Source organism: Streptomyces sp. BHT-5-2, from assembly GCF_019774615.1.
Classification (GTDB): domain Bacteria; phylum Actinomycetota; class Actinomycetes; order Streptomycetales; family Streptomycetaceae; genus Streptomyces.
Genome location: NZ_CP081496.1, coordinates 2,392,993 through 2,416,451, shown reverse-complemented (window position 1 = coordinate 2,416,451; position 23,459 = coordinate 2,392,993). Strand labels below are relative to the sequence as shown.

The following is a 23,459-nucleotide window of genomic DNA, read 5'->3' as shown; positions in this document are numbered from 1 at the left end:
GGGCCGGGCGGACCGCGCCGGTCGCCGGTGCGGGCGGCACCGGGCCGGACGTTCCGGCCCGTCGGCGCCCGCGACACCGGCCCTATCGGCGCCGCGGCGCCAGGTCGGCCACCCGGCCGTCCCCGAGGGTGCCCGCCGAACGCAGCTGCGGGGCCCCGGGCGCGGCGCCCGGGTGGCTGCGGCGCTGGCCCGGCAGCGGCACGTCCCGCCGCGGGTTCCGGCGTTCCGGCGGGGCGGCGTCCATGCCCGGCTGGGCCGGTGCCGCTCCGGTGAGCGAGCCGCTGGCGACGGCGATCTGGACGCCCTGGTCGGCCAGTGCCTGCAACTCGGTGGCGGCCCGGTCGTCGTGGGCGGGCGGCTCGTCGGTCACGAGCCGGGTGATGACGTCCGTCGGCACGGTCTGGAACATGGTGTCGGAGCCGAGCTTGGTGTGGTCGGCGAGCACCACCACCTCCCCCGCGGCCTGCACCAGTGCCCGGTCGACGCTGGCGGAGAGCATGTTGGAGGTGGAGAGCCCGCGCTCGGCGGTCAGACCGCTGCCCGACAGGAAGGCGCGGGAGACCCGCAGCCCCTGGAGGGACTGTTCGGCACCGCTGCCGACCAGCGCGTAGTTGGAGCCGCGCAGGGTCCCGCCGGTCATCACCACCTCCACGCGGTTGGCGTGGGCCAGGGCCTGGGCGACGAGGAGGGAGTTGGTGACGACGGTCAGGCCGGGGACGCGGGCGAGCCGGCGGGCCAGCTCCTGGGTGGTGGTCCCGGCGCCGACCACGATGGCCTCGCCCTCCTCGACGAAGCCGGCCGCGAGATCGGCGATCGCCGTCTTCTCGGCAGTGGCGAGGTGGGACTTCTGCGGGAAGCCGGACTCCCGGGTGAAACCTCCTGGTAGGACCGCACCGCCGTGCCGGCGGTCGAGCAGTCCCTCTGCCTCCAGCGCCCGCACGTCGCGCCGTACGGTCACTTCGGAGGTCTGGACGACGCGGGCGAGCTCACGGAGCGAAACCGCTCCGTTTGCGCGCACCATTTCTAGGATCAATTGGCGACGTTCTGCAGCGAACACGAAACTGACAGTAACGCCAACGACCGTCTGTTTTCAGCAGGTTGCACCAATTAACGGAAGTTGTTCACACGGCGTCGCTTCACGTGGTATGCGGCATGCACATGCCTCGATCCCCGTCACCGTGCGTGTTCAAACCCGCTCGCTGCCTGGTCAGTTGCACTGTTGGGCAACCGACCGCGGATCCCGGCCCGAGCTGTCCGGACCCGTCCATGAAGGACCGTTTCACCCCAAGTGCCCACCGTGGGCACAAATATTCCATGGTCCGGCTTGCGGGAAACCGGTCAGTCGCCGGCCGTCTTCCGCGTGTGCAGCTGCCGGGCCACCTCGGCGATCGAACCGGACAGCGACGGGTAGACGGTGAAGGCGCTGGCGATCTGCTCGACCGTCAGGTTGTTGTCGACCGCGATCGAAATCGGGTGGATCAGCTCGCTCGCCCGCGGCGAGACCACCACACCACCGACGACGATGCCGGTGCCCGGCCGGCAGAACAGCTTCACGAAGCCGTCCCGGATGCCCTGCATCTTGGCGCGCGGGTTGCGCAGCAGCGGAAGCTTCACCGCCCGGGCGTCGATCACGCCGTTGTCGACGTCGGCCTGGGAGTAGCCGACGGTGGCGATCTCGGGGTCGGTGAAGACGTTGGCGGAGACCGTCTTGAGGTTGAGCGGGGTGACCGCGTCGCCGAGGAAGTGGTACATCGCGATCCGGCCCTGCATCGCGGCGACCGACGCCAGCGCGAGGACGCCGGTGCAGTCGCCCGCGGCGTAGACGCCGGGGGCGGTGGTGCGGGAGACCTTGTCGGTCCAGATGTGGCCGGAGTCCTTCAGCCGGACACCGGCGCCCTCCAGCCCGATCCCCTCGGTGTTCGGGATGGAGCCGACCGCCATCAGGCAGTGCGTGCCGGAGATCGTCCGGCCGTCGGCGAGGGTGACCTCGACGCGGTCGCCCACCCGCTTGGCGGACTGCGCCCGGGAGCGCGCCATGACGTTCATCCCGCGGCGGCGGAAGACGTCCTCCAGCACGGCGGCGGCGTCCGGGTCCTCGCCCGGCAGCACCCGGTCACGGGAGGAGACCAGGGTGACCCGGGACCCCAGTGCCTGGTACGCGCCGGCGAACTCGGCGCCGGTGACGCCGGAGCCGACGACGATGAGCTCCTCGGGCAGCTCGGTGAGGTCGTAGACCTGCGTCCAGTTCAGGATCCGCTCGCCGTCCGGCTGGGCGTCGGGGATCTCGCGCGGGTGGGCGCCGGTGGCGATCAGCACGGCGTCGGCGATCAGGCCCTCGGTGGAGCCGTCGGCGGCGGTGACCGTGACCTTGCGCGAGCCGTCCGGTGCCTGGCCCGGCTCCAGCCGGCCGCGGCCGCGCATCACCCGGCCGCCGGCACGGGTGACCGAGGCGGTGATGTCGTGGGACTGGGCCAGCGCCAGCCGCTTGACCCGTCGGTTGACCTTGCCGAGGTCGACGCCGACCACCCGCGCGGGACGCTCCTTGTAGGGGGTGTCGTCCTCGACGATGATGCCGAGCTCCTCGTAGGAGGAGTCGAAGGTGGTCATCACCTCGGCCGTGGCGATGAGGGTCTTCGAGGGGACGCAGTCGGTCAGCACCGACGCCCCGCCCAGACCGTCGCAGTCGACGACGGTCACCTCCGCGCCGAGCGAGGCCGCCACCAGGGCCGCTTCGTATCCGCCGGGTCCACCACCGATGATCACGATCCGAGTCACGTACTCCATTGTCCCGCACGCCCGGCGGAGGCTCTCCCCCGGGGGCGCGGAGAGCGCCGGACGGGCGCCGGGCGTGTGCTCTCGACAGCCGGTCGTACGAACCTCCGGTACCACGAGCCCAACGGGGAACCTCCCGTACCCTCGGAAGCATGTCGCTCTACGCCGCGTACGCCGGCAACCTCGACGCGCGGCTGATGTCCCGCCGCGCACCGCACTCGCCGCTGCGCGGCACCGGCTGGCTGAACGGCTGGCGGCTCACGTTCGGCGGGGAGCAGATGGGGTGGGAGGGCGCCCTGGCGACGGTCGTCGAGGACCCCGGGTCCCAGCTCTTCGTCGCGCTCTACGACATCGCCCCGATGGACGAGGAGTCCATGGACCGCTGGGAGGGCGTCGGCCTGGGCATCTACCGACGGATGCGGGTCCGGGCGCACACCCTCGACGGCGACGAGGCCGCCTGGATCTACGTCCTCAACGGCTATGAGGGCGGCCTCCCCTCGGCCCGCTATCTGGGCGAGATCGCCGATGCCGCCGAGTCCGCCGGCGCCCCGCACGACTACGTCATGGAGATCCGCAAGCGCCCGTGCTGAGGCGGCCGCTCCCGAGGGGGCGCGAGCACACCCGCCAGCCGTTTGGCGGAAGCCACAAGCCGACGCCCACAGGCCCGTGGGCAGCGACATCTACGCGCGTAGGGCATTACCGGCTACCCTCGTCCGCGTGAACGCATCTGTTACCCCGGACATCGACCCGAAGGGCGCCGCGGCCGCCGCGGCGGCCCGCCTCCGCGAGCTCACCGGCGCCGAGACCCACGACGTCGCCCTGGTCATGGGGTCGGGCTGGGCCCCGGCCGCCGAGGCCCTGGGCGCCCCCGAGCACGAGTTCCCGGTCACCGAGCTGCCCGGCTTCCCGCCGCCGGCCGTCGCCGGCCACGGCGGCAAGATCCGCTCGTACAAGATCGGTGAGAAGCGCGCCCTGGTGTTCCTGGGCCGCACCCACTACTACGAGGGCCGCGGGGTCGCCGCGGTCGCGCACGGCGTCCGCTCCGCCGTCGCCGCCGGCTGCAAGACCGTGGTGCTCACCAACGGCTGCGGCGGCCTGCGCGACGGCATGCGCCCGGGCCAGCCGGTCCTGATCAGCGACCACCTCAACCTCACCGCGACCTCCCCGATCGCCGGCGCCAACTTCGTCGACCTGACCGACCTGTACTCGCCGCGGCTGCGCGCGCTGTGCAAGGAGGTCGACGCGAGCCTGGAGGAGGGCGTCTACGCCCAGCTGCCCGGCCCGCACTACGAGACCCCGGCCGAGATCCGGATGCTCCGCACCATGGGCGCCGACCTCGTCGGCATGTCCACCGTCCTGGAGGCGATCGCCGCCCGCGAGGCCGGCGCCGAGGTGCTGGGCATCTCGCTGGTGACCAACCTCGCCGCCGGCATGACGGGCGAGCCGCTGAACCACGAGGAGGTGCTCCAGGCGGGCCGCGACTCCGCGATCGCGATGGGCACGCTGCTCGGCCGGGTCCTCAGCAAGATCTAGGCCCTGGGCAAGATCTGGTCGGAACCGGCCCCGGGCGGGCCGGCCCGTCCCGTATCCCCCCACACCGCATCCACAGGCAGGAGCATCACGTGGCTACCGTTCCCGCGGAGCTGATCAGCCGGGCACAGGCGTGGCTGGCCGAGGACCCCGACCCGGAGACCCGGGACGAACTGGCCGGCCTCATCGAGGCGGGCCGGCACGAGGAACTGGCGGCGCGGTTCGCCGGCACCCTCCAGTTCGGCACCGCCGGGCTGCGCGGCGAGCTGGGCGCCGGCCCGATGCGGATGAACCGGTCGGTGGTCATCCGGGCGGCGGCCGGCCTCGCCGCGTACCTGAAGGACAGCGGGCAGGGGGAGGGGCTCGTGGTCGTCGGTTACGACGCCCGCTACAAGAGCGCCGACTTCGCGCGGGACACCGCGGCGGTGATGGTCGGCGCCGGCCTGCGCGCCGCGGTCCTGCCCCGCCCGCTGCCGACCCCCGTCCTGGCCTTCGCCATCCGGCACCTGGGCGCGGTGGCCGGCGTCGAGGTGACCGCCAGCCACAACCCGCCGCGGGACAACGGCTACAAGGTCTACCTCGGCGACGGCTCGCAGATCGTGCCGCCCGCCGACGGCGAGATCGCCGAGCGGATCGCCGCGGTCCGCTCGCTGGCCGACGTGCCCCGCCCGGAGACCGGCTGGGAAACCCTGGACGAGTCCGTCCTGGCCGCCTATCTGGAGCGCACCGACGCGGTCCTCACCCCCGGCTCCCCCCGCTCCGTCGACGTCGTCTACACGCCGATGCACGGCGTCGGCCGGGACACCCTCGTCGCCGCCTTCGCACGGGCCGGCTTCCCGGCCCCGACGGTCGTCGCCGAACAGGCCGAGCCGGACCCGGACTTCCCCACGGTCGCCTTCCCCAACCCGGAGGAGCCGGGCGCGATGGACCTCGCGTTCGCCACCGCCCGGACGGCCGGACCCGACATCGTCATCGCCAACGACCCCGACGCGGACCGCTGCGCCGTCGCCGTCCCCGCCCCCGGTACGCCGGAGGGCTGGCGGATGCTGCGCGGCGACGAGGTCGGCGCGCTGCTCGCCGCGCACCTGGTGCGCAAGGGCGCCACCGGCGCCTTCGCGACGACCATCGTCTCCTCCCAGCTCATGTCCCGCATCGCCGGCGGCGCGAAGGGGGTCGGCTACCAGGAGACGCTCACCGGCTTCAAGTGGCTGGCCCGTACCGACGGCCTCCGCTACGCCTACGAGGAGGCGCTGGGCTACTGCGTCGACCCCGAGGGCGTCCGCGACAAGGACGGCATCACCGCCGCCCTGCTCATCGCCGAACTGGCCGCCGAGCTGAAGCAGTCCGGCCGCACCCTCTCCGACCTCCTCGACGAACTGGCCGTGGAGTTCGGCCTGCACGCCACCGACCAGCTCTCGGTGCGGGTCACGGACCTGTCGCTGATCGCCGACGCGATGCGCCGACTGCGCGCCGAGCCGCCGGTGACGCTGGCCGGCCTGAAGGTCGCCCGCGCGGACGACCTGAACGAGGGCAGCGCCGCCCTCCCGGCGACCGACGGGCTGCGCTACTACCTGTCGGGCGCGCCGGCCGACGGCATCGAGGCGGCCCGGGTCGTGGTCCGCCCCAGCGGCACCGAGCCCAAGCTCAAGTGCTATCTGGAGGTGGTGGTGCCGGTGACGGACGCCGCGGGCCTGCCCGCGGCCCGCGAGAAGGCCACGGCAACCCTGGCCGCCATCAAGCGGGATCTGTCGGCGGCGGCCGGGATCTGACGCTCCATCTGACGCATGCGTATACGCATGGGCCAAGGGCCGGACTCTTCGGAGCCCGGCCCTTGCGGGTGTTGAAGCCGGCGTGCCGCAACCAGGCCGTGGGCGAGGCGGCCACCGGGCCGCACGCCACGCCCCGGCCGCGAGAGATCCGCAAGCAGCCGCACCCCGGCATGCGGTCAGTCATCCGCCTGTTCAGGCTGCTGACGCGGCCGTTTCCAGACCCAGCGAGCGGGATCCACGGCCCGGCGGATGAACCCCTCCCGGACGGGTCTGCGATGCTTGCCGAGGCCGTTGCGCTGACGCTGAATGTTGGCGCCGGGCTCCAGTGGCGGTGGCCAGCTCCACACCTCTTCGGGGAAGTCGTCGACGATGGTCGACAGGGTTTCGGCAAGGGACAGAATGTCCTCGTACGTCTTGCGCCCGTACGTCCACCCGATGATGCGGTCGCCCTCGATGCGCCACCCCAACAGGGCGTCATGCATGAGCCGTTCCATGGCGTACGTGCTGATGAGAGCCGCGAAGTCGGGATCGTCGGCGCAGTAGCGGACCAGGTGGCTGCCGAGGCGGGGCAGATCCCTGCCGCGGCCGGTGACGCGGTTCAGCGCGGGAATGCTTTCGTCGGGGACCCTCACCCGACGGGCCGTGACGGCGGTGGAGGGGAGGGCACGGGGCAGTGGGAGCATGACCACGGAATAGTCCCAAGCGATACTGCTCTTGCCGGCGCGCTGCCACGCAAGGACATGGAACAGGCTTACTTCCTGACCGTGAAAACTGCCCTGGAGCAGATCACGGATACCCACACCATCGCGGCCGAGGCTGAATGGGTAGCCGCGACGGTCGAACGTACCGATGTGGGGCCGGGCATGCTTGTGGTACGTCCAGGCCGGGTCCTCCCGGAAGCGCTTGATGCTTTTGCGGACCTCGAACACGATTGATCAATCGTCCTGTGCTGTTTCACTGTTGATTGTGTTGAAGTCGCCGTAGATGAGGCCGTCGATGGCGATCTGCTGAAAGGCAGGGAAGTGGGCAAGCCCGCCCTTGCGGTGTGTGCCGCTGACGGACTCGAAGGCCTTGTCCCCCGCGTGGTGTGCGCCCCCACCAACGGCTCCGCCGGCACCGCTGAAGCCCATGTCCCGCAGAACGTCCTTATCTTCGCCTTCGATCAACATTTCTCCCCCGTCCGCCGCGGCCTGCCCTGCGCCACTGCCGACCCCCTCCACGGCCATCCTGCCGAGCATGTTCTCGCTCTCCAGCCCCTTGCCGATGGCCATGCCGGGAGCCCACGCCGCTCCGTGCCCCCCGGAACTTCTCGCCCACTCCTTGACTTCGCCTCCGAGCTTCCCCGCGCCCGCTGACGCTCCCGCGCCCGCCCCGCCGGATATGACGGCGTCCTGGAGGTCCTGCCCCGTGCCCTGCCAAGTGATCTTCTGGCCGGTGACGTACTTCGAGCCGACGTTGCCGACGAGAGGACTTCGGTGGACTCGGACATCACACCGAAGGCGTCGTCCACATTCTCCGCCCGCGAGGCGAAGGCGCTGATGTGGCCGTCCAGATGGCCGGAAAAGGACGTGAAGTCCTTCGCCAGAGCCGCGACCGGCTCGGGATGAATCGAAGAATGCTCATGCACCATCGAAGTCCCCCTGATGAAGCCATCTGTGATCGGTTCGCCCAGGGAGCGTAGGCACACAGGGTTCGCACATTTGCCTGATGACCTTTGGGCTTCACGCACTCTTGACGGAGATCCGACCCTCGCCGCTTCGGGGACGGCCGCAGCGGGTGTGCCACACCGTGCGGAGGGAATGTTCCCCTGAGGGCTGTGCCGAACGCGGCCAAGCCGTTCGGTTTTGCTTCCGGTTCTTTCCGGTTGTTCCGTTCGCCCCGGGTGCGTCGGTCGTGGCCCCTACCATCGGAGCAGCCGCTGAGCTTTGAGCAACCCACCGAGGTGATCGTGAGCAACTGGGCCGACCTGACGACTGGTAAGCGCCTCAAGCACCTGCGGGGCTCCGATCTGACACAGCAGGGGCTCGCCGAAGCGGCGGGTGTCTCGCTCGCCCTCGTGCAGAAGGCCGAACAGGACCGTGGCGAGTTGTCCGTCGGTTCGCTCCTGAAGCTCGCCCATGCGCTCCGGACCGATGTCGCGGTGATCCTGGGACAGCAGGCGCCGCGTCGCGGGATGAGCGGGGACACCAGGGCTGCCGTCCGACGGATTTCCGACGCCGTGCATGACAGCGCTCTTGGGGAGTGGGACGGCGTGGAGGAACCGAGCGGGCTCGCCGACCTGTCGGCTGCTCTCGACCGTATGTGGGCCACCTACTGGCGGGGGAACTACGGAGAGCTGAGCGAACTCATCGCCAAGGTGCTCCTTGAAGGCAGCGCTCGCTACGGGCAGGCGACAGGGTACGCACGCGAACAGTTGGGCTCGGTCCTCGCAAGCACCTACCAGTCCGCCGCCTCGGCAGCGGTTCTGCTCGGGCAGCGTGATCTCGCCTTCAGCGCGATCGCCTCCGCACGTCGCCTGGCCGAACAGGCCGGTGATCCGGTGCGGGCCGCGCTCGTGGAGTCGACGCTGTCCTGGATTCACCTGCGGAGCGCGCGAGTTCCCCGGGCGATGTCCATCGCGGAACGCGCGGCCGTCCAGATCGAGCCGTCGTTCAGCAAGGCACACCGCCCCCAGTTGCTGGCGTACGGACGGCTGATGATCGCTGCCGCCGTCGCGGCCTCGCGCCGGGGGGACACCGCATCCGCGAACGACTACCTGTCGCAGGCACAAGCGGCGGCGTCCCGGCTCGGCAGCGACGAGGTGCTGTACGGCACATATTTCGGCCCCACCACTGCGAACACCGAGGCCGTGGGAATCGCTGTGGCCCTCGGGAACCACGGGGCGGCGTTGAAACTGGCCGCGCGCACCACGCTGCCCCGCACCATGCTCAAAATCCCCCGGAACCGCTACAAGCTCGACGTCGCCTTGGCCCAGTGCGAGACGAAGCTCTACGACCGAGCCGCCGACACTCTGATCGAGGTAGGACTCGACGCCCCGGAGTGGGTCAAGCACCAAGCACTGCCCGGCGTCATCGGAAGGCGTCTCGCCAAGGTCTCCACCGCACGCGTGCGGAACATCAGCGAGCTGATCGGCGTACCACTGGTCGCCTAGCTCCTACGGAGCGTACGAGTCGGGGCCGGACAGCCCTGCCCAGCCCTACACCTCGTCACTTCACCATGCGTGACATGGCAGACACGATTGCTGCATGGTCAGCATCGAGCGAGGACAGCGGCAGGGGCCGGCCACGACCCGCCGAACCGAGGACGACTTACGGCGCCGACAGGCGCTCGCCAACGCAGCGGCGGGCATTCCACCGGGCGAGGTCGGCGTACCGACGAAGGCCCCGCGGATCAAGCGGTTCCGCTGTGTGATCTACCTGTGCAGCGCGCCGGGCGCGAACATCGCGGCGCTGCGAACGGACTGCACGGAATACGCCGACGCGTTCTGCTGGGAGATCACGGACGTGATCGAGGACGACGCGGAAGCACTGCCGCCCGGCGAGCGTTCGGGCCTCAGGCAGGCGGTCGAGCGCATCAGCTCCGGTGAGGCCGGTGCGGTGGTCACGGCATGGCGCTCGATGATCTCGCCTGTGGCGCAGGAGTACGACCAAGTCGCCCACGACATCGAGCAGGCCGGCGGTTTTCTGCACGTCATGGAATCCGCACCGGACAGCCCCGGCACCGAGCCCGCCTGACGACACCCTCAGAAGAGCCCACAAGACACGAGTACCCCCGCGACCGTGGCGACGGCCCGGGGGCGTGGCCATCAACTTCCAAGGAATTGACGACATGACCAACGCTATCGCGAGCTTCTTAATCCGGCTGCTGCGGCTGACGTTCCCGGCCCGGGGCCGCCATCGGTCGCCCGGTTCGCTGCCCGTCGTGCGGCGGGAACACCCACCGACCCCGTACCGGGAGCGCGTACCCGATCTCCTGCTACGAGGTGAGGACACTCCCCTGGTCCGCCCGTACGTCCTCACTGCCGAGGAACGACGTGAGCGCCGCTTGCAGCGTGAGCGGCGCCGGACGCTGTGGCTGGCCGTACACGGCATCGACGTGGGGCCCCGCCGGATTCACGGCGTGGAGGTGGCCGCGTGACCAACCCCATGGACACGGCCCGGCTGTTGCCGTGGACCAGCCCGGACGGGAAGCCGTGCTACCTCCTCGGCGGCAACGGGACCGGATACGTCTCCCGCCTCGCCGACAAGGTCGAGGCGGAACAGATGAACTCGGCGGCCAAGCTCATCGAGGAAGCCTGCGGAATCCTCACCGACTGCACCTGGAGCCCCGGTGAAATCCAACTGCTGGCCGTCGAGTTGAACCACCATCTGGCCAAGGTCCACCGAGTTTCGGAGAGTCGCGGCCCCGGTCCGTCCTGCGGGGAGCGCATCCCGGGCGCTCCCCTGAAGGATGCCGCGCAGGGTCCGCCCGCGCGGTGAGGGAAACCGGTCCCGCCCCCTGACCACAGGAGAGGGGAGGGCGGGACCACCCCGGGAGCGAAACCCACCCGTCCCGACCGCAGGACTTGGACAGTTGAGTTCCGGGGGCGGATGCACACCATCACGTTGACAGCCGCATTGGGAGGAGACAGGAATGGCATGGGGAACTGGTAAGGGCGGCGGCGGAGGCGACGGAAAACACTCCGGAGGCAAAGACCCGGGCACGGCCAAGCCGTCGTCGGACACCAAGGACCCCAACCCGGGCCCGAAGCACAGCAAGGGGAAGTAGGACTCTCCGGATGACCGACACCACCGGAGCCGCCGAGCAGGCCGCCGCGAGCGGCCTGCTCGGCAGGCTGAACACGACGCTGCCGCAGCCTCTGACACCTGAGTGGAAAAAGGCCTACCTGGGAGTGCCCCGCCACAGGTTCCTCCCGGACACGGTGTGGCTGGGCAACGACCTCACCCCATGCGACCGCCGGAAGAGCCCGGACGAATGGCTCCGCGCGGCCTACGACGACGAACCCGTCGTGACGCAGATCAACGATGGCGCGGACCCCGGCGACGACGGACGTTGGCCGTCCTGCTCCGCCTCCGCCCCCAGCATCGTCTTCCGCATGCTGCACATGCTCGACGTACGCAGCGGGGACCGCGTACTGGAGATCGGAACGGGAGTGCGACACGAGGTCGCACATTGCAAGTAGACAGGATAAGGAGGTTGGCTCTCTGAAGTAGCCAATATCACTGTCTCAGGTCAGTGCTCAAGACCTGTCCCCGCCCCAGCGCGCGTTGTGAGCAATCGCGAGGTGCGAAGCCTGGGGAATGTGGCCCAAGGGTTCCTGTTCCATCCAGGAGCTACAGGTCGGGGAAGGCCGAGCGGGTGAACGAAAGTGAATCCTTATTGATGCCTCGTTACGATTCAGGCCCGTGGATGGAGTGCACAAAGGGCCGTACAGAGCTCGCCGTTGGAAAGCGGCAGGCGGCGACCGACGATCCGGTGTCGGCCGTGCGAGCACCGCTGCTCCGGGGTATAGAGGGCACCCAAACCGGTCGCATCTTGCATGTGCGGAACGTGGAAACCCCGTTGGAGTCCAGGCGTGCACACACCTGGTAAGCCGACCGCAAGGGAGGCCCAACCCTCCAGCGGGAACAGGAAGGCCCGAGAAGCAAATGCCGGCAGCCGAAAGGAAACGGGAAACCAGACGAGGCAACGCGGCACCTCCGCCGATCGTCTGGATAACCGGCCGGATACAGGCTCCATGCCTGGCCCGAAAGGGAGCCCACGCGGGCCTGGTGAGTCTGCGAAGCAGACGATGACGACGACTCCGGAACCGATAGACAAGTTAGACGCTCCCGTAAACCGGGAAGCGAACGGACCTGAGGGCGGAATCTTCGACTGGCAGTCGATTGACTGGAACACGGTAGAAGACGACGTACGGCGCCTGCGTCAGCGAATCTTCGCGGCATCGAGGAAAGGGGACCTGAAGAAGGTCCGCAACTTGCAGAAGCTGATGCTCCGTTCACGGTCCAACGCTCTGGTAGCAGTGAGACGCGTAACGGAGATCAACGCAGGGCGCAAGACCCCAGGGGTGGACGGGTACACCGTTCTACGGGACACGTCCAAGGCGGCGCTGGCCGAGTGGACACAGTCCCGGGTGGGAACCTGGAAGCCAATGGCGGTCCGGCGCGTGTATGTGGCGAAGAGTAATGGGAAACAGCGCCCATTGGGTATTCCGGTGATCCGGGATCGGGCCATGCAGGCCCTGGTTCTGAACGCACTGGAACCTGAATGGGAGGCGCGGTTTGAGTCGAGGTCCTACGGATTCCGGCCCGGCCGCGGCTGCCACGACGCGATCGAAGCGATCTTCCGCGTGGCGAGAGGACGCCTCTCCAAACGCCGGTGGGTGCTCGACGCCGACCTGGCAGCGGCATTCGACCGCATCGACCACCAGCGGCTCATCGCCTCGCTCGCAACCTTCCCAGCCAGGGAACTTGTGCGAGCATGGCTCAAGGCCGGTGTGGTCGAGAACGGGGTATTCGCCCCGACAGTGGAAGGAACCCCGCAAGGGGGAGTTATTAGCCCTCTGCTGCTGAACATCGCTCTTCACGGAATGGAAGGGGCCGCAGGCGTCAGATACCGAACGGACGGTGTTCACACCGGAAAGACGGCACCTGGCAGCCCGGTACTGATCCGATACGCCGACGACTACGTCGCCCTGTGTCATTCCTATGCCCAGGCGCAAGAAGTCAAGGAGCGGCTTTCCGAATGGCTGGCGCCGAGGGGTTTGGCCTTCAACGAGGAGAAGACGCGAATCGTCCACCTCGACGAAGGCTTTGATTTTCTTGGGTACAACGTCCGCCGCTACAAAGGAAGCAAGCTGCTGATCAAGCCGAGTTCTGCGGCGGTGGCCCGGTTCCGCAACAGGCTGCGCACCGAACTGCGCATGCTGCGTGGGACCAACGCACTCGAAGTGATCACTGTTCTCAATCCGATCCTGAGAGGGTGGGCCGCCTATTACCGGAACGGAGTGTCCAAGCGAGTCTTCAGTGACATCGATGACTACCTCTGGTGGGCTGTCTTTCGCTGGGCGGCTCGCACGCACCCGAACAAATCGAAGAAGTGGATCAGCGATCGCTACTTCGGTGCGTTCAACTCCGCCAGCCAAGCACGGTGGATCTTCGGCGACCGAGCCACGGGCCGGTATCTCACCAAGCTTGCCTGGACACCGATCGTCCGGCACGTGATGGTCAACGGGAATGCCTCCCCGGACGACCCAGATCTTGCCGAATACTGGGCACAGCGGCGGCAGAAACACAAGCCACCGCTCAGCGACGTACGCATCCGGATGATGCAACGCCAGCGCGGAAAGTGCCCGCTCTGCGGCGAATACCTGCTCTACGCCGACACCGAGCCACAACACCCGGACGACTGGGCAACGTGGCTCACTGGAATCCGCAAAGCGATCCGCCTCCAGGCGGTCACGTCGCTCACGGGGACCACCAGGGCAAACGATCGGAAGGTTCCACGGGAACAACTCATCCACGCACATTGCGGAAAACGGCTGGAGCGGCAGCCTTCCGCACACCTGCGGGCATCGCCTTTCCCAGGCCAATAGGACTCGCTTGAGCCGTGTGCCGCGACGAGTGGCATGCACGGTTCTGAGGGGGGACCGCCGCAGTAATGCGGCGGTCCTACCTGACACCGGCTGGAACGCCGGTCTTCTGGCCCACCGGCTGGGTTCGGACCTGGTGACCACAGTGGAAGTGGACCCGGTTCTGGCCGATCGAGCCGCAGACAACCTGAAGGCCACCGGACTGACCCCACACATCGTCACCGGAGACGGGGCAGCGTTGGAAGTGGGCCACGACCTGGACCGTGTCCTGGCGACCTGTTCCGTCCGAAGGGTGCCGCCCGGCTGGGTAGCCCGCATGAAGCCCGGAGGTGTCATGCTCCTCCCCTGGGAAACACCGTGGCTCTGCTACGGCCTCCTACGCCTCGTCGGGGATTCCGACGGGAGCGCCTCCGGCACCTTCCGCCCCCACTCCGCCTTCATGCTCATGCGCGGCCAACGTACTGATCTGAGGATCTTCCGCGACGTTGTCAGGGACGATCACGTACCCGACGAAAGGTCCACCACCCTGTCTCCCTGGAGCATCACCGGGGACGACTGGGCGGCACAGTTCGCCATCGGCCTCCAACTCCCCGACGTGTGGTGGACCTGGCACGAAAACCCCGACGTTGAAGGGGTGTCCGCCCGTCTCTGGCTGGCCACCGTCGACGCCACGTCATGGGCCGCCATCGACTACGACGGAGAGACGGACGAACGGTTCACGGTTTGGGAGCACGGCAACCGGCGCCTCTGGAGCGAAGTCGAGGCGGCCCACCACTGGTGGAGAAGCCATGCCTGCCCCCGCCCGGGGCACTTCGGTATGACCGTGACCACCGACGGCCGGCACACGCCATGGCTGGAGACTCCCGCTCGGCCGATTCCGCGAGTGGAGTGAGGAAAGCAGACCGGGGTCGCGATCCGGAGGATCGAGCGCGCCGGCGCACAACGGTGCGCTCTCCATGCCAGGCATATCGCCGGACCGACACGGGCACCCCGTAGAGGCAACCACCGGGCGGCCTCAGGAGACTCCGTTCCACCCCCACCGCCGACCACGGCACATGGGGGGTTCTTCATGCAGTCCTTCATCGAGCACGCCCGTACGCTGGGCCGGCGCATCGCCCAGAACACGCAGCAGCGTGCGCAGTTCGGGCGGCTCGCGGCAGGGCAGTCGCCGATGGCGCTGTTCGTGACGTGCTCCGACTCCCGGGTCATACCGTCCCTGATAACCGGTGCCCGCCCGGGCGACCTGTTCGAGCTGCGCACGGCCGGCAACGCCGTCCCGCACTATGACGAGCGGCGGCCCAGCGGCGAGTCCGCAACCATCGAATACGCCGTGGACATGCTCGAAGTCCCGGACATCATCGTGTGCGGCCACTCGCACTGCGGAGCGGTCCGCGCCCGCGTACACGGCGAGGACCTCACCACCGTCCCGGCCGTCGCGAGCTGGCTCGACGCCCAGCTACCGCACGGCCTGGACGCCCTCGGACACGACGGGGACCCGGGCGTACACGAAGCCGTACAACGCAACGTGCGCGTACAGCTGGACCGGCTGCGCGCCTACCCCTGCGTGGACAAGCGCCTGGCCGACGGAAGGCTCCGACTGCACGGCTGGTTCTACGCGGTGGACACCGGGCTGGTCCTCACCCACCACCCCGTCCTTGACGCGTTCCTCCCGCTGTGATCCCACTACCGCCCGGTATCGGCGCCGTCACAACGCCATCATCACCACCAGCCCCACCGCCCCCACCATGCTCGGCACCAGGACCGCGTACGACCAGCGCGCCCGGGGCTCGCCCTGGGCGGACTCCCGGTGGGCCGCGCGCTCCTTGATCTCGCGGAGTTCGGCGAGGGTCTGGTCGGCCATCGCCTTCGGGACCGGGCCGGTGTCCGCGTCGAGGCCGAAGCGGGGGCGCTTCGCGCCCGCGCCGCGCGACGCCTGCCGGGCCGCCCTCTTGCGCTGGCGGAGGGAGACCGGGACGGCCCAGAGCTGGTACTTGCCGCCGCCGCTCACGAAGACCTCCGCCGAGAAGTGCGCGCGCAGCTCCTCGACGGCCGCCCAGGGCAGCGTGATCGTCCGGAACGGGTTGCGCACCAGCAGCCGGTCCTCGCTCGCCCGGACCAGCGGGCGGAAGGAGAAGGCGAAGACCAGGGGCACACCGAAGAGCAGCGCGAAGAGGGCGGTGAGCTTGGTGTGGGCGGTGCCGCGCAGCAGGGCGTCGGCGCCGAGCCACAGCCCGAGCAGGATGAGCAGCGCGCCACCGACGAGGGCCGCCGGCGAGCGGTAGCTGCGCTCCGCGTACTGCGGACGGGGCGAGGTGGACGGTTCCGGGCGCGTCATGCCGCCGATTCTGCCCGACCGTCCGGATGCCGGACACGGAGTGGATATTGCGGTACGGCATCGATGTCCGGCCGGTGCCGCACCGGGCCCCGGTCCGCCGGCAGCGCCCTATGCCGTCAGTCGGGTCGCCAGGCCGTCGAGGACCCGGTCGAGCCCGTACGCGAAGTTGTCGTCACGGATCCGCTGCGGAGGCACGTCCTGCCGGGCGGAGCTTCCCGCGCGCAGCCGGGGGTGCTCCCGCGTCGCCTCGTCGAAGGCCGGTCGCAGGCCCGCCACCCACTCCTGCTCGGTCCGGCCGCTGCGGGCGATCAGCGAGAGGTACGCGGCCTCGGCGGTCGCGATCCCGATGACGTACGCCATGAGCGTGGCCATGGCCTGGTCCATCTCGTCCGCGGGAAAGCCCGCCGCCTCGAACTGCGCGAGCAGCGCCGACGACATCCGCATGGCGTTCGGTCCGATGTGGACGAGGCCGACCTGGCCCAGTTCGGGGGCGATCCACGGGTGGCGCAGGGTCATGGCCCGCAGTTCGCCGGCGGCGTGGGTGACGGCCGCCCGCCACCGCTTCCCGTCGACGACGGTCGGTACGTCCGGTTCGCCGTAGACGTCGTCGACGACCAGCTCGATCAGCTCGTCCTTGTTGGCCACGTGCCGGTACAGCGAGGTGGCGGCCGTGCCCAGGCGGGTGCCGAGCTTGCGCATGCTGAGCTCCTCGACGCCCTCCGCGTCCAGCAGACGGATCGCTTCGGCGACGATCTGCTCGCGGGTCAGGTGTTCCCGCTTCTTGGGGCGCGGCCGGGTCCACACCGAGGTGATCGGCTTCTCGTCGTTCGGCATGCGGCCCTCGTCTCCGTTCGTCCGGCGTCGTCCCACGTCCGTCGCCCCCTCAGGTTCCCCCTCACGTTAGCGCACGCCGTACGCATCTTGCGTACAGCGTTACGTCATGCGTACGGTGTTAACATCGAGAGAACGCCGTACGCATCGAAGGGGAGTCGACATGTCCGAGAAGAACGTGAGCTGGGACGCGCAGGGCAACTGGGCGGCCAAGGGCGACTGGGGGACCAGGAACTCGGCGGGCCGGAAGCTGGACCTCGTCCACTGGCAGAACCGCCTCGACGCACTGCGCGCCCAGCACCACGTCCCGGCCGCCTCCCTCGCGATCCTCGTGGACGGGACCGTCCACGAGCTGGCCAGTGGTGTACTCCACCGCGGCACGGGAGTCACGGCGACGACCGACTCCGTCTTCCAGATGGGCTCGATCGCCAAGATCTACACCGCCACCCTGATCATGCGGCTCGTCGATGCGGGCCGGCTGGACCTGGACGCACCGGTCGTGGACGTGCTGCCGGAGTTCTCGGTCGCCGACGCCGAGGCGACCAGGACGATCACCACGCGCCAGCTCCTCAGCCACACGAGCGGTCTCACCTGCGACTTCACCTACGACAGCGGGCGCGGTGACGACTGCCTCGCCAAGTACGTGGCGGCCGCCAGGGACGTGGCGCTCGACTGCCCGCCCGGCACCGCGATCTCGTACAGCGGCATCGGATACAACGTGCTCGGCCGGATCATCGAGGTGATCACGGGCCAGGTATGGGACGAGGCGCTCAAGGACCTGCTCCTCACCCCGCTCGGCCTCACGCACACGATGACGCTTCCCGAGGAGGCGCTGCGGTTCCGGGCGGCGATGGGGCACCTGGGCGAGGCGGGCCAGGCCCCGGACCCGGCACCGTCCTGGGACCTGATGCCGCGCTCGGCCGGCCCCTACGGCAGGGTCATCGCCACGGCCGGGGACGTCGCCCGGCTCGCGCAGATGCACCTCGACGGCGGCGTGGCACAGGACGGCACGCGCATACTCTCCGAGGAGACGGTCGCACTGATGCAGCGGCGGGTGGTCGACTCCCCCGACAAGTGGACGGTCAGCGCGGACGGTTGGGGCCTGGGCTGGACCCTGTACGACTGGAACGGCGTCCGGGGTTACGGGCACGACGGCGCCTCGATCGGGCAGTACGGCTATCTGCGCGTGGTGCCGTCGGCGGGCGTCGCGGTCGCGCTGCTCACCAACGGCGGCGGTGCGCGCGAACTGTACGCGGCGCTCTACCGGGAACTCCTCGCCGAGCTGGCCGGGGTGACGATGCCGGAGCCCTTCGCCCCACCGGCCCAGCCGCCCGTGGTCGACTTCGCGCCGTTCGTCGGCACGTACCGGCGCGCGGGCGTGGTCATCACGGTGACCGAGCGGGACGGTGCGGGCCACATGGTGTACGAGTTCGTCGACGGCATGAAGGACTTCTCCGATCCGCTGGAGATAGACCTGGTCCCGGTGACGGAGACGGTCTTCGCGGGTACCGGGGTGGGCGCTGCCTTCAGCGAGGACTACATGCCCGTGGTCTTCTCCACACGGGCGGACGGCACGGCCTGCGTCTACATCGGAATGCGCTGCGGCCCCAAGGTCGCGTAGCAGGCCGCCACCGCGGCAGGCGGGCAGGCCGCCGACGTCCGGCGGCCTGCCCGGCGCCGCCCGCGCCTCCCCGTCCGGGCGCCTCCTCGCGCGGAGGAAAGAGCGGCGAAATCCAGGGGGTGACAGGAAGCTACGCGCGTAGATATGCTCCCCTCGTGACCATGCCCACCACTGTTCCCGCATACGGCAAAGAGGCCGCGGGGCGCCTGGTATCGATGGCGGACGTGACCGCCTCGGACGGGGCGCTGCGCCGCTTCCTGCACGGACTCCCCGGCGTCGACGCGGTAGGGCTCCAGGCCCGCGCCGCCACGCTCGGCACCCGCTCGATCAAGACCTCGGCGAAGGCGTACGCCATCGACCTCGCCATCTCGATGATCGACCTGACGACACTCGAAGGCGCGGACACCCCCGGCAAGGTCCGGGCGCTGTGCGCCAAGGGCGTCCACCCCGACCCCACCGACCGCACCGCACCCAAGGTCGCCGCGATCTGCGTCTACCCGGACATGGTCGGCGTCGCCAAGGAGGCGCTGGGCGACTCCGGCATCCACGTCGCCTCGGTCGCCACCGCCTTCCCGGCGGGCCGGGCCGCGCTGCCGGTCAAGCTGGCCGACACCCGGGACGCGGTGGCCGCCGGCGCCGACGAGATCGACATGGTGATCGACCGGGGCGCCTTCCTCTCCGGCCGCTACCTGTCGGTCTTCGAGGAGATCAAGGCCGTGAAGGAGGCGTGTGCCCGGCCCGACGGCAGCGCCGCGCACCTGAAGGTCATCTTCGAGACCGGCGAGCTGCAGACCTACGACAACGTCCGCCGGGCCTCCTGGCTGTCGATGCTGGCCGGCGCCGACTTCATCAAGACCTCGACGGGCAAGGTGGCGGTGAACGCCACGCCTCCGGTCACGTTGCTGATGCTGGAGGCGGTGCGGGACTTCGCCGCCGCGACCGGCGTGCAGGTCGGCGTCAAGCCGGCCGGCGGCATCCGGACGACCAAGGACGCGATCAAGTACCTGGTGATGGTCAACGAGACGCTGGGCGAGGAGTGGCTGACCGCCGACTGGTTCCGCTTCGGCGCCTCCAGCCTCCTCAACGATCTGCTGATGCAGCGTCAGAAGCTCAGCACCGGCCGCTACTCCGGCCCCGACTACGTCACGGTGGACTGACCATGACCTTTGACTACGCACCGGCGCCCGAGTCGCGCGCCGTGGTGGACCTCGCGTCCTCCTACGGGCTGTTCATCGACGGCGAGTTCGCCGACGGCGCGGGCGGCGGCCTGCGCAAGACCGTCTCGCCGGCCACCGAGGAGGTGCTGGCCGAGTACACCCAGGGCACCGCCGAGGACGTCGACCGCGCCGTGCAGGCGGCCCGCAGGGCGTTCGAGAAGTGGTCGGCGCTGCCCGGCGCCGAGCGCGCCAAGTACCTCTTCCGGATCGCCCGGATCATCCAGGAGCGCTCGCGCGAGCTGGCCGTCCTGGAGACGCTGGACAACGGCAAGCCGATCCGCGAGTCGCGGGACGCCGACCTGCCGCTGGTGGCCGCGCACTTCTTCTACTACGCGGGCTGGGCGGACAAGCTCGGCCACGCCGGCTTCGGGGCGGACCCGCGCCCGCTGGGCGTCGCCGGCCAGGTCATCCCCTGGAACTTCCCGCTGCTGATGCTGGCGTGGAAGGTCGCTCCGGCGCTGGCCTGCGGCAACACCGTCGTGCTGAAGCCGGCGGAGACCACGCCCCTGTCGGCGCTCTTCTTCGCGGACATCTGCCGCCAGGCCGGGCTCCCCAAGGGCGTCGTCAACATCGTCACCGGTGACGGTTCGACCGGCGCGGCGCTGGTGGCCCACCCCGGCATCGACAAGGTCGCCTTCACCGGCTCCACCGGCGTGGGCAAGGCGATCGCCCGCACGGTCGCCGGCACGGACAAGAAGCTCACCCTCGAACTGGGCGGCAAGGCGGCCAACATCGTCTTCGACGACGCGCCGATCGACCAGGCCGTCGAGGGGATCGTCAACGGGATCTTCTTCAACCAGGGGCACGTGTGCTGCGCGGGCTCCCGGCTGCTGGTCCAGGAGTCGGTCCAGGACGAGCTGCTGGACGCGCTCAAGCGCCGGATGTCCACCCTGCGGGTCGGCGACCCGCTGGACAAGAACACCGACATCGGCGCGATCAACTCCGCCGAGCAGCTCTCCCGGATCACCGAGCTGACCGCGGCGGGCGAGGCCGAGGGCGCCGAGCGCTGGTCCCCGGCCTGCGAACTGCCCGGCTCCGGCTACTGGTTCGCGCCGACGCTGTTCACCGGCGTCACCCAGGCGCACCGGATCGCCCGCGAGGAGATCTTCGGCCCGGTGCTGTCGGTGCTGACCTTCCGCACGCCGGAGGAGGCGGTGGCCAAGGCCAACAACACGCCGTACGGCCTGTCGGCGGGCATCTGGACGGAGAAGGGCTCGCGCATGCTGTGGATGGCGAGCAAGCTGCGGGCCGGCGTCATCTGGTCCAACACGTTCAACAAGTTCGACCCGACCTCGCCGTTCGGCGGCTACAAGGAGTCGGGCTTCGGCCGCGAGGGCGGCCGGCACGGTCTGGAGGCGTACCTCAATGTCTGACGCACGACTGGGCGTTCTCAAGACCTACAAGCTGTACGTCGGGGGCAGGTTCCCCCGGTCCGAGAGCGGGCGGGTGTACGAGGTGACCGACGTGAAGGACCGCTGGCTCGCCAACGCCCCGCTGGCCTCCCGCAAGGACGCCCGGGACGCGGTGGTCGCCGCCCGCAAGGCGTTCGGCGGCTGGTCGGGCGCCACGGCGTACAACCGGGGCCAGATCCTCTACCGCGTCGCGGAGATGCTGGAGGGCCGCCGGGAGCAGTTCGTCGCCGAGGTGGCGGACGCCGAGGGGCTCTCGAAGGCCAAGGCCGCGGCGCAGGTGGACGCGGCGATCGACCGCTGGGTCTGGTACGCGGGCTGGTCCGACAAGGTCGCCCAGATCGCCGGCTCGTCGAACCCGGTCGCGGGCCCGTACTTCAACCTCTCCGCGCCCGAGCCGACCGGTGTGGTCGCCGTGCTGGCGCCCCAGGAGTCGTCGTTCCTGGGCCTGGTCTCGGTGCTCGCCCCGGTGATCGTCACGGGGAACACCGCGGTGGTCGTGACGTCCGAGCGGGCCCCGCTGCCGGCGCTGTCGCTGGCCGAGGTGCTGGCCACCTCCGACCTGCCGGGCGGGGTGGTCAACCTCCTCTCCGGCCGTACGGCGGAGCTCGGCGCCCCGCTCGCCGCCCACCAGGACGTCAACGCCCTTGATCTGACGGGCGCCGACGCCGACCTGGCGAAGGAGCTTCAGACCGCGGCGGCCGACAACCTCAAGCGGGTGCTGCGCCCACGGGCCACGGACTGGTCCGCCGATCCGGGTACGGACCGGCTGCTGGCCTTCCTGGAGACCAAGACGGTCTGGCACCCGATGGGGGTCTGACGTCCTCCGGCCCCCGTCCGGGCCGGCAGGACGAACGGCGCGGGACCTCGCCCTCGGGGCGGGTCCCGCGCCGTCGTGCGTCCAACGGGGCGGCGGTCCGGCGGCGGTCCGTCAGCCGGGCAGCAGCCGCATCGCGGTGCCGGTCACCGGCAGGGTCCGCAGCGTGCCGCCCTTGGTGACCGGGTCCGTCACCTGCTTGGTGCTCACCGACTTGAAGTCGGCGACCTGTGTGCCGACGCCGTTGTCCAGCGGGTCGACGCCGGTGTGCGACATCGGGTCCAGCTTGAGGTTCTTGACGGGGGCCAGGCCGCGGCCGGTGGAGTCCGTCATCGCGTGGGCGATCGACTGCCCCACGACGCCTTCTTCGCTCACCGCGTGCCTCTGCGGGGCCGTGCCGGCCGGCACGGGGGCGGCCGCGCTCGCCGCCGCCGCACCGCCCGAGAGCGCGGCGCCGGCCGCGGAGATCACCAGCCCGGCGCGCAGCAGACCGCGGGGGACGCGGCTGGGCCTGGGACGTGCGTGGGAGGGCATCTGTGCCACCTGCCTGTGGTTCGGGAGCGGAGCGGAGGCGCGGGTGCGCCACCGGCCGCGCGGGCCGGATTCCGTCCACTTGGGTAATCGGTCGACTGCGTAGAGTAGTTGAGCGGTGGCGGGGGTTCCACCTCGCGCGCCAGGGGTACCTCCCACGGCGCAATGCCCGACAATGAGTGCCCGTGAACTCCCATTCGCCCTCCCCCATGCCGTCCTCGCCCGCCCGCGTCCTCCTGCTGACGGGCCCTTCCGGCTCCGGGAAGACCTCCCTGGCCGCCGCCACCGGCCTGCCGGTCCTCAATCTCGACGACTTCTACAAGGAGGGCACGGACCCGTCGCTGCCCCAACTGCCCGACGGCGGCGGCGCGGACTGGGACTCGCCGCTCTCCTGGGACGCGGACGCCGCGGTCGCGGCCGTCGAGGAGCTGTGCCGCGCGGGGCGGACCACCGTGCCCTCGTACGACATCGCGGCCAGCGCCCGGACCGGCGCCGCGGAGCTGACGCTCGACGGGGCGCCGCTGTTCCTCGCGGAGGGCGTGTTCGCCGCCGACATCATCGGGCGGTGCCGGGCGGCGGGGCTGCTGGCCGACGCGCTGTGCCTGCGCGGGCGGCCCACCACCACCTTCCGGCGGCGGCTGGCGCGGGATCTGCGGGAGGGCCGCAAACCGGCGGTGTATCTGGTGCGGCGGGGTCTGCGGCTGCTGCGCGACGAGCGGACGATCGTGGCCCGGCTCACGGCGCTGGGCGCCCATCCGTGCGCCCGGCCGGAGGCGCTGGACCGGATAGCGACGGCGCGGACGGAGGGGTTGGCGGGGGCCGCGGTGCGGTCCTGAGTCTCCCGTCCCGGCCCGGCGCCGCGCGCCGGTGACACCGCCGCCGTCCCGGGTCCGCGCACACGGACGAGCGGGCTCGGGCAGACCCCCCGGCCGCCCGAACCCGCTCGCTTCCCCGTGTTCCCCCGATATCCCCCGTGTTCCCCCGGTTTTCCCCCGTTTCCCCCCTCGGGCTGTCCCCCCGGATCCCCCTCGGGCCT

At 70.2% G+C, this 23,459-nt stretch carries 23 protein-coding genes; 16 read left to right on the top strand and 7 right to left on the bottom strand.

Translation table 11 applies throughout. The features are described 5' to 3' along the window. Positions 1 to 82: 82 nt before the first annotated feature. Together K2224_RS10750 and K2224_RS10745 are read right to left on the bottom strand one after the other, a co-directional pair. Positions 83 to 1,057, bottom strand: coding sequence for a DeoR/GlpR family DNA-binding transcription regulator (locus K2224_RS10750; RefSeq protein WP_221906345.1), 975 nt, complete (start codon positions 1,055 to 1,057; stop codon positions 83 to 85). Between the two features lie 281 nt (positions 1,058 to 1,338). Then, positions 1,339 to 2,784 (bottom strand): NAD(P)H-quinone dehydrogenase, encoded by a 1,446-nt coding sequence (locus K2224_RS10745; RefSeq protein ID WP_221906344.1) that lies wholly within the window; start codon positions 2,782 to 2,784, stop codon positions 1,339 to 1,341. A gap of 140 nt (positions 2,785 to 2,924) precedes the next feature. On the opposite strand from K2224_RS10745, the gene K2224_RS10740 reads away from it, so the two are divergent. The 3 genes from K2224_RS10740 (at position 2,925) to K2224_RS10730 (ending at position 6,071) form a co-directional block, all read left to right on the top strand. Continuing rightward, a complete protein-coding gene (locus K2224_RS10740; protein WP_018541767.1) occupies positions 2,925 to 3,362 on the top strand; it encodes a gamma-glutamylcyclotransferase in 438 nt (145 codons plus the stop codon). A gap of 127 nt (positions 3,363 to 3,489) precedes the next feature. Next, positions 3,490 to 4,305 (top strand): purine-nucleoside phosphorylase, encoded by an 816-nt coding sequence (locus K2224_RS10735; protein WP_221906343.1) that lies wholly within the window; start codon positions 3,490 to 3,492, stop codon positions 4,303 to 4,305. A gap of 89 nt (positions 4,306 to 4,394) precedes the next feature. Continuing rightward, positions 4,395 to 6,071, top strand: coding sequence for a phospho-sugar mutase (locus K2224_RS10730; RefSeq protein ID WP_221906342.1), 1,677 nt, complete (start codon positions 4,395 to 4,397; stop codon positions 6,069 to 6,071). Positions 6,072 to 6,247: 176 nt separating this feature from the next. On the opposite strand, the gene K2224_RS10725 is transcribed toward K2224_RS10730, so the two are convergent. Further along, complete coding sequence (locus tag K2224_RS10725) at positions 6,248 to 7,000, bottom strand: hypothetical protein (RefSeq protein WP_221906341.1); 753 nt, start codon at positions 6,998 to 7,000, stop codon at positions 6,248 to 6,250. A 6-nt stretch (positions 7,001 to 7,006) separates the two neighbouring features. Next, complete coding sequence (locus K2224_RS10720; protein WP_221906340.1) at positions 7,007 to 7,342, bottom strand: hypothetical protein; 336 nt, start codon at positions 7,340 to 7,342, stop codon at positions 7,007 to 7,009. A gap of 677 nt (positions 7,343 to 8,019) precedes the next feature. Here K2224_RS10720 and K2224_RS10715 point away from each other — a divergent pair. From K2224_RS10715 to K2224_RS10680, 8 genes are all read left to right on the top strand, one after another. Continuing rightward, on the top strand, positions 8,020 to 9,222 hold the full coding sequence (locus tag K2224_RS10715) for a helix-turn-helix domain-containing protein (protein ID WP_221909573.1): 1,203 nt from the start codon (positions 8,020 to 8,022) through the stop codon (positions 9,220 to 9,222). A gap of 94 nt (positions 9,223 to 9,316) precedes the next feature. Continuing rightward, entirely contained in the window at positions 9,317 to 9,805 is a 489-nt protein-coding gene (locus tag K2224_RS10710) for a recombinase family protein (RefSeq protein WP_221906339.1), read from the top strand. A gap of 94 nt (positions 9,806 to 9,899) precedes the next feature. Continuing rightward, positions 9,900 to 10,208 carry a hypothetical protein gene (locus K2224_RS10705; protein ID WP_221909972.1) on the top strand — a complete coding sequence of 103 codons (309 nt, stop codon included), beginning with the start codon at positions 9,900 to 9,902 and terminating at the stop codon, positions 10,206 to 10,208. Next, a complete protein-coding gene (locus tag K2224_RS10700; RefSeq protein WP_221906338.1) occupies positions 10,205 to 10,549 on the top strand; it encodes a hypothetical protein in 345 nt (114 codons plus the stop codon). Before K2224_RS10705 ends, K2224_RS10700 begins: the two co-directional genes overlap by 4 nt. A 299-nt stretch (positions 10,550 to 10,848) precedes the next feature. Then, positions 10,849 to 11,253, top strand: coding sequence for a hypothetical protein (locus tag K2224_RS10695; RefSeq protein WP_221906337.1), 405 nt, complete (start codon positions 10,849 to 10,851; stop codon positions 11,251 to 11,253). A 609-nt stretch (positions 11,254 to 11,862) separates the two neighbouring features. Then, entirely contained in the window at positions 11,863 to 13,665 is a 1,803-nt protein-coding gene (gene ltrA / locus K2224_RS10690) for a group II intron reverse transcriptase/maturase (protein ID WP_221906336.1), read from the top strand. 16 nt (positions 13,666 to 13,681) lie between these two features. Next, complete coding sequence (locus K2224_RS10685) at positions 13,682 to 14,554, top strand: methyltransferase (RefSeq protein ID WP_313904797.1); 873 nt, start codon at positions 13,682 to 13,684, stop codon at positions 14,552 to 14,554. Between the two features lie 177 nt (positions 14,555 to 14,731). Further along, complete coding sequence (locus tag K2224_RS10680; protein ID WP_221906335.1) at positions 14,732 to 15,340, top strand: carbonic anhydrase; 609 nt, start codon at positions 14,732 to 14,734, stop codon at positions 15,338 to 15,340. A 27-nt stretch (positions 15,341 to 15,367) separates the two neighbouring features. Here the strand turns inward: K2224_RS10680 and K2224_RS10675 are convergent, their stop codons facing one another. Continuing rightward, positions 15,368 to 15,997, bottom strand: coding sequence for a PH domain-containing protein (locus K2224_RS10675; protein ID WP_221906334.1), 630 nt, complete (start codon positions 15,995 to 15,997; stop codon positions 15,368 to 15,370). Positions 15,998 to 16,105: 108 nt separating this feature from the next. After that, positions 16,106 to 16,831, bottom strand: a complete 726-nt coding sequence (locus K2224_RS10670; protein WP_221906333.1) for a TetR/AcrR family transcriptional regulator — start codon at positions 16,829 to 16,831, stop codon at positions 16,106 to 16,108. A 160-nt stretch (positions 16,832 to 16,991) separates the two neighbouring features. Here K2224_RS10670 and K2224_RS10665 point away from each other — a divergent pair, with 160 nt between their 5' ends. The 4 genes from K2224_RS10665 to K2224_RS10650 all read left to right on the top strand — a co-directional run bounded on the left by K2224_RS10665 (position 16,992) and on the right by K2224_RS10650 (position 21,895). Continuing rightward, on the top strand, positions 16,992 to 18,449 hold the full coding sequence (locus K2224_RS10665; RefSeq protein WP_221906332.1) for a serine hydrolase: 1,458 nt from the start codon (positions 16,992 to 16,994) through the stop codon (positions 18,447 to 18,449). Between the two features lie 161 nt (positions 18,450 to 18,610). After that, positions 18,611 to 19,606 (top strand): deoxyribose-phosphate aldolase, encoded by a 996-nt coding sequence (deoC, locus tag K2224_RS10660; RefSeq protein ID WP_221909571.1) that lies wholly within the window; start codon positions 18,611 to 18,613, stop codon positions 19,604 to 19,606. Positions 19,607 to 19,608: 2 nt separating this feature from the next. Continuing rightward, entirely contained in the window at positions 19,609 to 21,039 is a 1,431-nt protein-coding gene (locus K2224_RS10655) for an aldehyde dehydrogenase family protein (RefSeq protein WP_221906331.1), read from the top strand. Continuing rightward, positions 21,032 to 21,895 (top strand): aldehyde dehydrogenase family protein, encoded by an 864-nt coding sequence (locus tag K2224_RS10650; protein ID WP_221906330.1) that lies wholly within the window; start codon positions 21,032 to 21,034, stop codon positions 21,893 to 21,895. The genes K2224_RS10655 and K2224_RS10650 overlap by 8 nt, the downstream gene beginning before the upstream one ends. 111 nt (positions 21,896 to 22,006) lie before the next feature. On the opposite strand, the gene K2224_RS10645 is transcribed toward K2224_RS10650, so the two are convergent. After that, positions 22,007 to 22,426, bottom strand: coding sequence for a hypothetical protein (locus K2224_RS10645; protein ID WP_221906329.1), 420 nt, complete (start codon positions 22,424 to 22,426; stop codon positions 22,007 to 22,009). Positions 22,427 to 22,608: 182 nt separating this feature from the next. On the opposite strand from K2224_RS10645, the gene K2224_RS10640 reads away from it, so the two are divergent. Beyond that, positions 22,609 to 23,259, top strand: coding sequence for an ATP-binding protein (locus K2224_RS10640; RefSeq protein WP_260692497.1), 651 nt, complete (start codon positions 22,609 to 22,611; stop codon positions 23,257 to 23,259). Positions 23,260 to 23,459: the final 200 nt, after the last annotated feature.